Raw genomic sequence first — 14,009 nt, 5'->3', positions numbered from 1 at the left:
AACTTTTTATAACCACTGCTTAACTTTTCATTTACGTTACTAACATTTCTTTGCTGCAAGAAATTAACGAACAAATGAAAAAAATTTATATAGCACTTTTACTACTGATAAATACAGTTGCTTTTAGCCAATCTAAAGGAACTATTTCGGGAACTATTTTAGATAAGGAATTTGACAATTCGCCTTTACCTTATGCCGATGTATACATTAAAGGAACAAGCATTGGAACTACAACAGAATTTGAAGGAAAATACACTTTACAAGTTGACCCAGGAACTTACACCGTTGTTTTTAGTTTTATTGGTTACAAAACTATTGAAGAAAAAAATGTTGTTGTAAAAGCAGGACAAAATATTGTATTAAATAAAACTTTAAGTGCAAGCGAAGGTGTTTCACTTAGTGAAATACAAATAACAGGTTCTACCAATAAAGAGTCTGTTAGCGCTTTATTAACTGAACAAAAAAAGGCGGTTGAAATTAAGCAAAGTATTGGTAGTGAAGAGTTAACTCGTAAAGGAATTAGCAACGCAGCAGCAGCTGTTACCAAAATTTCAGGAATTTCTAAAGAAGGAACAAGTAACGTATATGTTAGAGGTTTAGGCGATCGCTACATTAGTACATCGTTAAATGGTTTAACTATGCCTTCAAACGATATCAATAAAAAGAACATAGATTTAAATTTATTTACTTCAGACATTATTCAAAATATTGATGTAAGTAAAGCTTATTCAGCTAATTTTTATGCAGATTTTGCTGCAGGAAATGTAAATGTAAATTCAAAAGAATATACCGGAAACGGTTTTATTGAAGTCGCTCTAGAATCTGGCATAAACACAAATGCTGTTGATCAAAATTTTGTAAAAAATGGCGGTACAGGTTTCTTTGGTTTTTATGGCCGATATGACCACAATCCGTTTGCTATTGTAATAAGTCACGGTCCAGATCCTATTAAAGGATATGCTCCAATAAATACAGGTATTAGCGCTTCAGGCGGAAAATCATTTGATGTTGGTGAAAAAGGAAAGTTTAGCTTTTTTCTTACAGGTTCATTTCAAAACCAATATTCTTTTTTACAAGGTTCAGAAGCAGATTATACCAATGTGCTAAAAAAATCATTTCCAAATGTTGATAAATACAGTTATTCAACAATTTCAACAGTAATGGGAAACTTAATTTACAAAATAAACGACCAACATAAATTGTCATACAATTCGTTATTTATAAATAGTGGTAAAGATGAAGTTGGGTATTATGGCGTAAAAGGTTTAGGTACAAACCGAGATGCAATGATCAATTCTGATGCAGGTTTTTATCAAATGAATTCGCAATTTAACCAAAATATGGTTTTTGTAAATCAATTGATGGGAACACATAAAGTAAATAACGATCAGTTAATTATAGACTGGGGATTGGGTTATAACAATGTATTTTCTCACGAACCAGACAGAAAACGTTTGTCTTTAGAGCAATATTATAATTATTTAGACAACGACCCAAATACATCGCCATCGTTTTATTCAAACAATTCATTTGACAACCAACGTTATTTTGAACGAATTATAGATGAAGAATTTAACGGAAGGTTTAATGCTAAACTAATTGTTTCAGACGAATTTACGCTAAACTTAGGCGCTACAGACCGTTACAAAACACGTAATTTTGAAAACATTCGTTACGGATACAAAAATATAGATCCAAATTTCAATATCAATCCAAAAGACTTTAATGCCATTTTTAATGCTAAAAACTGGGCTGATGGTTTGTACGAAACAGATGTATTTAGACCAATATATCCAGAAGGTGAAGGCGTATTTTTTATAGGCCCAACAAACAATCCAGGGTTACTAGAAAACACTTACAATGCAGATTTAACAGTATTTTCTGGTTATGCTTCAGCCGAATTAAATTTTGGAAAATGGTTAATTGTACCAGCTGTTAGAACCGAATGGTTTAACCAAAGTATTTCATACGATGTAATTAACCTAATTGTAAATCCAGGATCTATTGAAGTTACCGAAAACCTGTATTTACCAAGTGTAAATGTTAGATATGCTTTAAACGATAAAATGAACTTGCGTTTTTCATATAGCAATACAGTTTCTTTTCCTGAATTTAAAGAAATGGCTCCTTATGTATATGAAGGTGTTACCCAAAGAGTTGGTGGAAATCCAGATATATTAGGTCACCAAACAGGTGTAAACTATGTAAACGTAAAAGATGTTTCATATTCTGATGTTTTAAACCTTGATTTAAAATACGAATGGTTTATAAGCTCTGATGAAATTATTTCATTAGGTGCTTTTGCAAAACAAATTAAAAATCCTGTAAACTTAGTAGTTGCCAATGATGCAACAGGTACTCAACGTTATTTTAGAACTGGTGACAAAGCCCAAATTGCTGGTTTAGAATTAGAGGTTAGAAAAAATATACTAGACAATAATTTAGGTAACAGCTTACTTTCAACAGGTTTTAATGTTTCTTATATGTATACTGAACAAGATTTATTTTCAACAGTTCAAGGAGTTTACAGTACGTCATTCAATCGTAAAACAGAACAATTACAAGGAGCTTCACCATTATTAATTAATGCCGATTTAAACTATAAACCAAATTTTGGAACAAAGGTTTCTCCAACTTTAAACTTAGTGTACAGTTACTTTTCAGATAGGATTTTTGCTTTAGGTTCTGGTCAGTTAGGTAATAAAATTGAAAAAGGATTTTCAACATTAGACTTTGTTTGGGAAAATCAAATAGGGGAACATTTTCAACTAAACTTTAGAGCAAAAAATTTACTAAATCCAAATGTCAAAATAATAAGAGAAATTACAAATAACCAAGAAGTAGTTTTAGAAAACTACAAACAAGGAATGAACTTAGGATTACAATTAAAATATAACTTTTAACAATTATGAACTCAATTAATTTAAATAATTTAAAAACAATGAAGAATACATTTTTAACTTTAGCAATAGCTTCAACGCTATTTATATCTTGCGGTGAAGATGATACTGCTGATATTATTATTAACAATACAGATAATTCTGTAACAAACATCGTTAACGGTGGCGGATCAACAGATCCAGGTGCAGAAACTATTTATATTTCTGGTACTTACACTTCAAATTTAGATTTATTAGCCAAAAACAATTACATTTTAAATGGCGCATTGGTAATGGCAAGTGGTACAACATTGTCTATTGAAGCAGGTACAACTATTAATGCATTGGCTTCAGGTTCTGATATTTATATTGCCATTGCTCAAGGTGCAAAAATTGAAGCTAACGGAACTGCAAGCGCACCTATTGTTATGACATCAAACTCAACTGCTCCAAAAGCTGGAGACTGGGGTGGATTGATTTTATTAGGTAAAGCACCAATCAACTCGGTTTCTTCAGGAACTTCAACTTCAGAAATTGGAGGTTTACCTTACGGTGGTACCAATGCTGCAGATAACTCAGGAACTATTCGTTATGTTCGTGTACAATATTCAGGAGGAAAAGCTGATGGACAATCTGAAAACAACGGTTTCTCTTTTTATGGAGTAGGAAATGGAACAACTGTTGAATACATTCAAATGTTTGAAGGTTTAGATGATGGTTTAGAGTTTTTTGGTGGAACTGTAAATGTAAATTACGTTTCTGTAATCAATGCACAAGATGATTCAATTGACTGGACAGAAGGTTTTAGTGGTAACGTAACAAACGCATACATTAAACAAGGTGTAGATCACGATAAAGCTTTTGAAGCTGATGGTTACAATACTGATATAGGTAACAATGCTAGTCCTAAATTTTGGTCGGCACCAACTATTACAAATGCAACAGTTTATGGTTTTGCAGCAGATATTGCTACTAGTGAAGCTATTAGATTAAGAGCAGGTACAAAAGGAATTTTTACAAATATTGTATTAAATGATTTTGGAAAAGGAACTGAATTAAAAGGTGATGGTGGAGACAATCCAACTGGTACTTGGGCTGTTGACAAAACATTACACTTAAACGACATTACTTTTAACAATGTAACTACAAAAGTAGTAAATCAAACTGCTGCTACTTTTACTGAAGCTGATTTGGTTTCAGGTATTGGTAATGGAACAGGAACTGATTATGCAACTTGGGGAGCTGGTTGGACAGTTAACTAACATTATTTACAAAACCAAAAAAGGGATGCTAACGTTGTTAGCATCCCTTTTTTTATTAAAGAATTTAGGGTTTAATTTACAACCAATGCTTTTTCTTCAACATTGGTAATTTTGTTATTATTGTATGTAACTACATTTACTTTATCTTCTTTAAAATACATCCAAACACCTTCTTTTACACCATTGTTATAATTTGCAATGGCTATTTTATTACCATCAACATCATAACTAATCCAGGTTCCTTGCAGTTTTCCATCAGCATTAAAAAAACCTTCTCTTTGTATTATATCACTATTATCAGCAAAATAATACGTTACCTGCGTTAAATTGTTATCCAATTTTTTGTACGCTACTTTTTGTTCTTGTGCAAATGCAGTTATACTAAACATTAAAACAACTGCTAAAATTAATTTTTTCATATCTAAGATTTTTAAATGAACATTCCTTTTATTTTGATAGTTTAAAATTACCTAATTTACATTCATTTTACGTTTTGTTAACGTTAAGTTTACATTAAGTTTTTTAAAAATACACTTATATTACTGTTTATCAACATATTACAATTGTATTATAATAGACCCAAAAATTTGGATATTATAAAACAATCTTTTTTCAAGCAACAATTCTTAATAATTACATAATATTTTGATTACTTTAAAATCAATTTTACGTATGATATTTGAACATTGAATTAATTTACTCCACAAAACATTTCATTTCAATAATATTTAGTTTTAGTCAACTTTTAAATTTGAAATGTAAGGCTATCCTTTGTTCTAAAGGGTAGCTTTTTTTAATTTTAAATATTACCTTTATAATAACACAGTCTTAACATTTAGTTAACATTGTAACAAGTTCTTTGCACTGACTAAAAACTAAATATATTTTATAATGAAATTAAAAAATACACTACTTGTATTATTTACATTTACAATGGTTATTGTAAGTGCTCAAGAAACAAACGCTCCAAAATTTGGAAAAGGAATCTTTAATTTAGTAGGAAAAGACAGTACCTGGTCTATGAATATAGGCGCCAGAGTACAATTTTTAGGAACTTCAATTTGGGAAGAAGGTGAGTCTAACCAAACCAATCTTTTAGTACGTAGAGCACGTTTAAAATTTGATGGTTTTGCTTTTTCTCCAAAACTTAAATACAAACTTGAATTAGGGTTAGCCAATAGAGATATTTCTGGAACTTCTGTATACACAGGAAATACACCTAGAATTATTATGGATGCCGTTATGAAATATAATTTTGCTAAAAATCTAGAGTTTTGGTTCGGTCAAACAAAACTTCCTGGAAACAGAGAACGTGTAATTTCTTCAGCAGATTTACAATTGGTAGACCGTTCTATATTAAATGCAAGATTTAACATTGACAGGGATATGGGTGTTCAATTAAGACATCATTTTACCATTGCTGATCAATTTGTAATTAGAGAAATTCTTTCAATTTCACAAGGAGAAGGTCGTAATGTAGTTACAGGAAACGAAGGTGGTTTTCAATATACAGGTCGTGTTGAATTGTTGCCATTTGGTAATTTTAGCAGTAAAGGAGATTATTCTGGTTCAGATTTAAAAAGAGAACCTAAACCTAAATTATCTATTGCTGCAACCTATAACTTAAACAACAACGCTGTAAGAGTTAGAGGAAACCAAGGATCTTATATGACAACCGATTATGGTTTATACGAAACAAATATTAATGATGTATTTGTAGATGCTATGTTTAAGTACAAAGGATTTAGTTTTATGGGTGAATATGCAAACAGAGATGCTAAAAACCCAATTGCAACAAATTCTGATGGAAGCGAAACAGGTGATATTGTTCAGGTTGGTCACGGTTACAACCTTCAAAGTGGTTATTTATTTAAAAACAACTGGGAAGTTACAGGTAGATACTCTAATGTAAAATTAGACCAAGCTATAACTGGTAAAGTTCCTGAAAATCAATATACTTTAGGTGTTTCAAAATTTATTGTTGGACATAAATTAAAAGTTCAAACAGACGTAAGTGTATTAGATATCAATCCTGCAAATGATATAATTATGTGGAGATTGCAATTTGATATCCATTTCTAAAAACTACAAAAAGAAAACAAAAAAGGGAAACACGCTGTGTTTCCCTTTTTTTATGCTCAAAACAGCATTTATTTATATTTTTAAAAAAATGCAATTTACAATTATGTAATTTATATTACATTCGCAAATTGTTTTAAAAAATTCATAAAAAATGACAGCTAAGTTCAAAATATTTACATTATTTATTTTTATTGCAACAAACACACTTTTTGCACAACAAGGAAGTATAAATGGCCAAGTATTAGATAACGAATCTAAAGAAGGAATTCCTTACGCAACAATTGTTATCACTGATGCTTTATCTTCAAAAACAATTGATGGTATTGTTTCAAATGAAAATGGAAAATTCAAGGCTACCGCAATTCCATATGGAACTTATACTATTGAAGTTTCATTTATGGGGTACAATCCAAAAACCATAAATAACATTGTTGTAAATAAACAACATTCAAAAATAACTGTAAATAATGTTTATTTAAATACTTCAACAGAAGCTTTAAATGAAATAGCTATAACAGCAACAAACAAAATTCAATCTACAAAAATTGACAGAAAAACTTACAATCCTAGCGATTTTGAAACTGCTAAAGGAGGAACTGCTGCTGATGTTTTAAATAAATTACCTTCGGTTTCTGTAGATCCTAGTGGTGAAGTTTCAGTAAGAGGAACTTCCAATTTTCAGGTCTATTTAAACGGAAAACCAACACAAATAGACGCAGCTGTTTTGTTGTCTCAAATTGCTGGAAACAATGTAAACAAAGTAGATGTTATTACCGTGCCAACTGCAAGTTTTGATTCTCAAGGAAAAGGTGGAATTATAAATATTACCACTAAAACAAATGGTGTTGAAGGTTTATCATTAAGCGCAAATGGTTTAATTGGAGGTTCTCCTTGGTCTAATCTTAACGATAAATACAGCGATTATAAAATGAACAACGACCGATATGGTGGTGGTTTAAATTTAATGTACAACACTAAAAATATTTCGTTTTATGGTGGTTTTAATTACAATAAAAGAAATATAAACGGAAAAAGATATGGTGAAGCACGTGTTTTGGTAAAAGCTCCTGAAGGCGAATATTTTCATATGGATGCCACTGGTGAACGCCCTGAATGGTACGAATATTACACTGCAAATGCAGGAGTAGATTTTAATTTAAGTGAAAAAGAAAAACTTTCGCTTACGTATTCTTACGGAAACAGAACTGAAGGAAGAGCTGCTTACTATATTTACAACAACTATTATGCAGATGCTGATGGCTCTAATAAAGACTTGGCTTCTGAAGATTGGATTTACAACCCTAATACAGACAATAGATACGGACAATACAACACATTTAATGCCGATTATTCAATAGATTTTACTGAAAATAAAAATTTAAAAATTGCAGGTTCTTATGAAAATTCTCAATTAAGCAGAGAACTTACAAATCAAAATTACGATTACAATCCTACTACTGATACTGCTGGTTCAATTGTTGAACAACAATATTCTATGGCTGATGATACACCGCTTCACGGATTTATTTTTTCTGCAGATTATGCTATCAAATACAACGATTTTAATGCATTAAAAATAGGTGTTAGAAGCAATAATGTAGCTATTGCTGGAGACTTTACTTTTGATAATGATTTAGTTACAAAAGACTTAAATAACGCTATTGATATGCGTAGAGGTGTTTATGCTGGTTATGCCGATTTTACAGGTAAAACTGGAAAATTAGACTATATAGTTGGTTTAAGAATAGAGTTAGAAGATCAAAAAATGCACGTAACAAATACCGATTATTTGAACTTATTTAACAACTCTGGGACATCAGATTTTGACCATACAAAACTAGATTTCTTTCCATCTGTACATTTAAGTTATCCTGTTTCTAATGAAAATAGTTTGATATTGGCTGCAAGCCGACGCATTAACCGTCCGTCAGCAACTACCTTATCACCATTTTTATACCGTCGTCACTACGAAGTTTATGTACTTGGAGATCCTGAATTAGAATCAGAATACACCAACAATGTAGAATTAACTTACAATACTAAAGTTAAAAAAACAACTTTAGACATTACTGGTTTTTACCGTGGTGTTAACAATGCTGTTTTTAGAGTAAATACAACTACAACAGCTATTGAAAATCCAGATTTATATGATATTTTACAAGAAAATGTATTAATTAGAAGTTATACAAATGCTGGTAACTCAACATCACTTGGTGGTGAAATAAATGCCGATGTTTATTTAGGTAAATATGTAGATTTATTTTTAGGCGGATCTTTATATTATTACACCATAAAAGGGGAAGTTTTTGGTTATGATATTGACAATAACAGCACAAACTGGTCATTAAAAGCCAACCTTAATTTAAACCTAACAGAAGAAGTAAAGTTTAATATGGATTACAACTTAAAATCGGCAACCATTACCTCACAAGGTCAAAACGATTTCTATCAAATAGCAAATGCTGCATTTAGTTACAAACCAAAAAAATTAAAAGACTGGAGCTTTTCATTAAGAGGTTTAGACATATTTGGTTCAAATATTGAAGGTTTAGACACCAACGCATTTAATAGCAATAACGATCAAATTTTTTACCAAGAAACAACTTATGTTCGCAACGGTCCAATTGTAGAATTAGGAGTTACCTACGCTCTTAATATGACTGGTAAAAAAGCGAAAAAAGCGAAAGATTTTGAAGCCGAAAAACACTTCAAATAAATAATTTTCAACCCTTAAAAGGGCTGTCTAAAAAGTAAACTTTTCGTCAACCTGAACTTGATTTAGGCTCTCACAATGGCTGATTTCCAATGTGATGAGATTCTGAAATTGTAGATTTACAAATTCCTAAAGGATGTGAGTAAATAAATTCAGAATAACGCGTTTTGATGCTTTTTAAACAGCCCCTTTTTTTATCTAAAAACAAACTTCAACAATATTCAAGTTTAAACAAGTTATAAATGGTATTTATTATTTAAAATATTGTTTTTATAATAACACCTTCTTAACATTAACTTAACATTAGCGTGGGTTATTTGCTGCGACTAAAAACTTAATATTATTCATAATGAAATTAAACAAATTAATATTCGTATTTTTTGTAATGGTGTCTGCTATTACTTTTTCGCAAGAAAATTCCGAAAACCCAAAAGGTGCCGTTACTGGTAAAATTTATTTCAATTATCACGTAAATACAAACTCAAACGAAGATCAAGTTGGGGCATTTGAGCTAACACGTGTTTATTTTGGTTATAAATACAAATTTGATGACAAATTTTCAGCCAAAGTATTATTAGATGCTGGTAAAAATTCTGCTGGTAGCCAATATACTTTATTTGTAAAAAATGCGCAATTAGACTACAAAGCCAACGATTGGATAACGCTAACTGCTGGTATTTTTGGATTACAACAATTTAAAGTACAAGAAGATTTTTGGCAATATAGATATTTGTACAAATCTTTAGACGATGAATACAAATTTGGAGCAAGTGCCGACCTAGGTGTTATGGGGGCATTTAAAGTTAGTGAAAAATTTAGATTTGATGTTACTATTGTTAATGGTGAAGGTTATACCAACCTACAAGATCAAACAGGAAATAATAGATATGCTTTAAACGTGGTTTACAATCCTATTAAAAGTTTAACTTTAAAGGGATATGTTGATGTTATGAAAGGAATTGATTCAAAAATTCCAGATACAAAAACAACAATGACCAACTTGGCATTTTTTGCAGGTTATAAAATGGAGAATGTATTTAGAATTGGTGCAGAATACAATTTAATGCAAAATGCAATTACATACAATACACTAGCTAAAGGTTACGACGAAACTGGACTTTCATTTTATGGTGCCTACGATATAAACAAAAAATGGGATGTATTTGCTCGTTTTGATATTGTCCACTCTAATACTTTAAACTCTGAACAAACTTCTTGGAATAATTTAGAAGATGGTAATACCATAATTGCAGGTGTAGAGTACAAAGTTAGAAAAGGTATAAATACTTCACTAAACTACAGAAATCACGACTATACAGAAATTGATAAAAAAAATCTTTCATTTTTTTACCTTAACTTAGAGTTTGCTTTCTAAAAAGCAATCCAATTAACAATGACTTAACAAAGTGTTTATGTTTATTTTATTTTCACATAACATACACTTAACAGCAAAGTCATTTATTTGCAATACAAATTTAAAGACTAAAACAATAATGAAAAAATTAGCATTTATCCTATCAATTGCACTTGCTGTAACAGCTTGTGGAAATAAAAAAGAACAAAAAGAAACTACCAACGATACTGTACAACTAGAAGGTACAATTAGTGTTGATGGATCAAGTACGGTATACCCAATTACAGAAGCAGTTGCCGAAGAATTTAGAACAGTACAATCTGGCGTAAAAGTTACTATTGGAGTATCTGGAACTGGTGGTGGATTTCAAAAATTCTCAAGAGGTGAAACAAATTTATCAAACGCTTCTCGCCCAATAAAAGACAAAGAAAAAGCAGCTTGTGCTGAAAATAACATTACTTATTTAGAATTAGAAGTAGCTTATGATGGTTTAGCTGTATTGGTAAACCCTGAAAATACTTGGGTAGACAGCTTTACTGTTGAAGAATTAAAAATGATTTGGGAACCTGCAGCACAAGGGGTAATTATGAAATGGAACCAAATTAGACCAGAATGGCCAAACGAAGAAATTCACTTATTTGGTCCTGGAGTTGCATCTGGAACATACGATTATTTTACGGAAGCAATTGTTGGTAAAAGTGGTTCAAGCCGTGGTGATTTTACCGCAAGTGAAGATGATCACGTTTTGGTACAAGGTATCGCAGGAGATAAATACGCTTTAGGATTTTTTGGATTGGCTTACTATGCTGAAAACAAAGACAAATTAACTTTAATAGGTGTAAATAACGGTACTGAAGTTGTAAAACCAACTTTAGAAACAGTAAGCAACGGTACTTACAGCCCATTATCAAGACCTTTATTTGTTTACGTAAACAGTACTTCTGTAAAACTTCCTGAAGTTATAGAATTTGTAAACTTTTACATAGACAACGCAGGTGAATTGTCTGAAGATGTTGGTTATATTCCATTACCTGCAGAACTTTACACAAAACAAAAAGAAAACTTCAAAGCTTTTGTTGAAAGCAATAAATAATAGTGAAAAAGGAAAGAGTTAGGGAAAATCAGTTGTCAAAAATGACAACTGATTTCCCTTTTTAAAAAATTTTCGATGCGTAAAATAAAAGAATTTGTAATTGAAAAGTCACTTTTATCTAGTGCCTTAATAACAATTGCTGTTACTTTTGGAATCATTTCAGTTTTAGCGGTTGAAGCTTTTCAGTTTTTTAGTGAAGTTTCTATCGTAGACTTTTTAACCGATTCTCAATGGACACCTTTGTTTACCGATAAACATTACGGTATATTACCACTACTTTCAGGAACATTATTAACTTCATTTATTGCAATTTCAGTCGCACTTCCTGTAGGTTTATCTATCAGTATTTATTTAAGTGAATATGCTCCAAAAAGTTTTAGAAAAACAATAAAACCTTTATTGGAATTATTGGCGTCTATACCTACTGTTGTTTACGGATTTTTTGCCTTAATTGTAGTAACACCATTTTTACAACAAATTATACCAGACTTATCAGGTTTTAACTCACTTTCGGCAGGTATTGTTATGGGAATAATGATTATTCCTTTTATATCTTCATTAAGCGAAGATGCTTTGCACGCTGTACCAAAAGCAATGAGAGAAGCTTCATACGGAATGGGTGCAACTAAATTGCAAACAGCATTTAAAGTTGTGGTTCCGGCAGCTTCATCAGGAATTATAGTTTCCATTATTTTAGCCATTTCAAGAGCTATTGGAGAAACTATGATTGTAGCCATTGCAGCTGGTCAACAACCACGTTTAACTTTTGACCCAACAGTGCCTGTAGAAACAATTACAGCATACATTGTACAGGTTAGTTTAGGTGACGTTCAACATGGATCTATTGAATATAGAACCATTTTTGCAGCTGGTATTACCTTGTTTGTTTTTACCTTTTTACTAAACACTTTGAGTTTTTACATTCGAAAAAAATACAGACAAAAATATGAATAGTATTCAAAAAAATAGATTGAAAGATCAGCTATTCAAATTTTGGGGAATAGCTTGTACGCTTTTTGCACTTATTTTATTGGTTGTTTTTATTGGCGACATTTTAATAGATGGTATTCAGCGTATTGACTGGGATTTTATTACCGATTTGCCTTCAAGAAAGGCTGAAAAATCTGGTATTTACACCGCATTAATGGGCAGTATTTGGATATTATTGTTAACTACAATTATTGCTTTTCCTGTTGGTGTTGCTGCTGGTGTTTACTTAGAAGAATACAGCAAAAAAAATAGACTTTCGGCATTGTTAGAAATTAACATTTCTAACTTGGCTGGTGTACCATCCATTATTTACGGTTTATTAGGTTTGGAAGTTTTTGTACGCATTATGGGTTTAGGAGCCAGTGTTTTAGCAGGTGCGTTAACCCTATCGTTATTAATTCTTCCAATTATAATTGTTGCAACACGTGAATCTGTAAAAGCAATTCCTCAATCGTTAAGAGATGCCTCTTATGCTTTAGGAGCTTCAAAATGGCAAACTATTTGGAACCAAATATTACCAGCATCAGGTGGTGGTATTTTAACAGGTGTAATTTTAGCACTTTCAAGAGCCGTTGGTGAAACTGCACCGTTAATTGTTGTAGGCGCATTGGCTTATGTACCTTTTGCTCCAGCAAGTCCAATGGATGAATTTTCAGTTTTACCAATTCAAATTTTTAACTGGATTTCTAGACCTCAACACGGTTTTGTTGAAAATGCAGCAGCAGCAATTATAATCTTATTATTAATTACATTTGTAATGAATGGAATTGCAGTTTATTTTAGAAATAAATGGCAAAAGAAATTAAAGTAACCATGGAAAAAGCAATAGAAAAAAATATAAATATTTCTTCGGCAATTGCTGAAGATGAAAATCACGCAGCACGTATTGATGCTAAGGATATAAAAGTTTGGTACGAAGATTTTATGGCTATCAAAGGGATAACCATGAAAATTAAACCAAATACAGTTACTGCTTTTATTGGCCCTTCAGGTTGTGGAAAATCTACATTTCTTCGTTTATTTAATAGAATGAATGATTATGTTGATGGATTTAAAATGGAAGGTAAAATTAAGTTACAAGGCAACAATATTTACGGAAAAAAAGTATTGGTTGAAGAGTTGAGAAAAGAAATTGGAATGGTTTTTCAAAAACCAAATCCTTTTCCAAAATCAATTTTTGAAAACGTTGCTTATGGCTTAAAAATTCAAGGTATAAAAGACAAAAAATTTATCAATGCACGTGTTGAAAAAGCTTTAAAACAAGCCGATCTTTGGGACGAAGTAAAAGACAATTTAAAAAAATCGGCTTTGGCATTGTCTGGTGGTCAACAACAACGTTTGTGTATTGCACGTACTTTGGCTGTAGAACCATCAATTATTTTAATGGATGAGCCAACATCGGCCTTGGATCCAATTTCAACAGCAAAAATTGAAGATTTAATTTTCGAATTAAAAGAAAAATACACCATTATTATTGTTACACACAATATGCAACAAGCAAGTAGAATTAGTGATTACACCGCTTTTTTCTACTTAGGTGAATTGATTGAATACGATAAAACAAAAACTATTTTTACAAAACCATCCAAAAAACAAACCGAAAATTACATTACGGGTCGTTTTGGATAAAAACATA

The 14,009-nt window shown here is 31.2% G+C and carries 10 protein-coding genes; 9 read left to right on the top strand and 1 reads right to left on the bottom strand.

Features of this window, described 5'->3' with window-relative positions; genetic code table 11:
* Positions 1–74: 74 nt before the first annotated feature.
* On the top strand, positions 75–2,903 hold the full coding sequence (locus EC396_RS00260; RefSeq protein ID WP_129364693.1) for a TonB-dependent receptor: 2,829 nt from the start codon (positions 75–77) through the stop codon (positions 2,901–2,903).
* A 38-nt stretch (positions 2,904–2,941) separates the two neighbouring features.
* Entirely contained in the window at positions 2,942–4,141 is a 1,200-nt protein-coding gene (locus tag EC396_RS00255; RefSeq protein ID WP_129364692.1) for a multidrug transporter, read from the top strand.
* Positions 4,142–4,212: 71 nt separating this feature from the next.
* On the opposite strand, the gene EC396_RS00250 is transcribed toward EC396_RS00255, so the two are convergent.
* Complete coding sequence (locus EC396_RS00250) at positions 4,213–4,560, bottom strand: membrane-binding protein (RefSeq protein ID WP_129364691.1); 348 nt, start codon at positions 4,558–4,560, stop codon at positions 4,213–4,215.
* A gap of 472 nt (positions 4,561–5,032) precedes the next feature.
* Between EC396_RS00250 and EC396_RS00245 the strand changes: the two genes are divergently transcribed.
* The 7 genes from EC396_RS00245 (at position 5,033) to pstB (ending at position 14,002) form a co-directional block, all read left to right on the top strand.
* Positions 5,033–6,223 carry a porin gene (locus EC396_RS00245; RefSeq protein WP_129364690.1) on the top strand — a complete coding sequence of 397 codons (1,191 nt, stop codon included), beginning with the start codon at positions 5,033–5,035 and terminating at the stop codon, positions 6,221–6,223.
* A gap of 151 nt (positions 6,224–6,374) precedes the next feature.
* Positions 6,375–8,939 (top strand): TonB-dependent receptor domain-containing protein, encoded by a 2,565-nt coding sequence (locus EC396_RS00240; protein WP_129364689.1) that lies wholly within the window; start codon positions 6,375–6,377, stop codon positions 8,937–8,939.
* 346 nt (positions 8,940–9,285) lie between these two features.
* The gene (locus EC396_RS00235) at positions 9,286–10,311 is read left to right on the top strand and encodes an outer membrane beta-barrel protein (RefSeq protein ID WP_129364688.1); all 1,026 of its coding nucleotides are present in this window, start codon (positions 9,286–9,288) and stop codon (positions 10,309–10,311) included.
* A gap of 118 nt (positions 10,312–10,429) precedes the next feature.
* The gene (locus EC396_RS00230) at positions 10,430–11,383 is read left to right on the top strand and encodes a PstS family phosphate ABC transporter substrate-binding protein (protein WP_129364687.1); all 954 of its coding nucleotides are present in this window, start codon (positions 10,430–10,432) and stop codon (positions 11,381–11,383) included.
* A 75-nt stretch (positions 11,384–11,458) separates the two neighbouring features.
* Positions 11,459–12,337 carry a phosphate ABC transporter permease subunit PstC gene (gene pstC, locus EC396_RS00225; RefSeq protein WP_129364686.1) on the top strand — a complete coding sequence of 293 codons (879 nt, stop codon included), beginning with the start codon at positions 11,459–11,461 and terminating at the stop codon, positions 12,335–12,337.
* Positions 12,330–13,184: a phosphate ABC transporter permease PstA gene (gene pstA / locus EC396_RS00220; protein WP_129364685.1), complete on the top strand. Its 855-nt coding sequence runs from the start codon at positions 12,330–12,332 to the stop codon at positions 13,182–13,184. The genes pstC and pstA overlap by 8 nt, the downstream gene beginning before the upstream one ends.
* Entirely contained in the window at positions 13,163–14,002 is an 840-nt protein-coding gene (gene pstB / locus EC396_RS00215) for a phosphate ABC transporter ATP-binding protein PstB (RefSeq protein WP_255421308.1), read from the top strand. Before pstA ends, pstB begins: the two co-directional genes overlap by 22 nt.
* The last annotated feature ends 7 nt before the right edge of the window (positions 14,003–14,009 follow it).

Source organism: Lutibacter sp. HS1-25 (assembly GCF_004121075.1).
Classification (GTDB): Bacteria; Bacteroidota; Bacteroidia; order Flavobacteriales; family Flavobacteriaceae; genus Lutibacter.
Note: the sequence above shows the minus strand (reverse complement) of the source record. Positions and strands in the feature narration are given on the sequence as shown.